General features: G+C 69.4%; 1 protein-coding gene. It reads right to left on the bottom strand.

The annotated features are described in order from the left end of the window. A partial coding sequence (locus tag SNR22_RS29200; RefSeq protein ID WP_320069898.1) for a polyketide synthase occupies positions 1–532 on the bottom strand: 532 nt, incomplete at both ends.

Raw genomic sequence — 532 nt, 5'->3', positions numbered from 1 at the left:
ATCACGACCCTGACCATAGGTCGCCAACAACGCCTGCGCCTCAATCGGATCACCCAACGACGTACCCGTACCGTGCGCCTCCACCACATCCACATCCACCACCGACAACCGGGCCGACGCGAGCGCCTGCCGAATCACCCGCTGCTGCGACGGACCATTCGGCGCCGTCAACCCATTCGACGCACCATCCTGATTCACCGCACTACCCCGCACCACCGCCAGAACCCGACGGCCCTCCCGACGCGCGTCCGACAACCGCTGCACCAGCAACACCCCGACGCCCTCACCCCAACCGGTCCCGTCCGCCGACTCCGCGAACGACCGACACCGCCCATCGGCGGAAAGGCCCCGCTGGCGGGAGAACTCCACGAACGCGCCGGGGGTGGACATGACCGTGACGCCGCCGGCCAGGGCCAGGTCACACTCCCCCGACCGCAGCGACTGCGCCGCCAGGTGCAACGCCACCAGCGACGACGAACACGCCGTGTCCACGGTCACCGCCGGCCCCTCGAACCCGAACGAGTACGACACC

It is taken from the genome of Micromonospora sp. RTGN7, from assembly GCF_033804645.1.
GTDB lineage: Bacteria > Actinomycetota > Actinomycetes > Mycobacteriales > Micromonosporaceae > Micromonospora.
The sequence above is the reverse complement of the archived record's forward strand: the minus strand, read 5'-3'. Positions and strand labels throughout refer to the sequence as shown.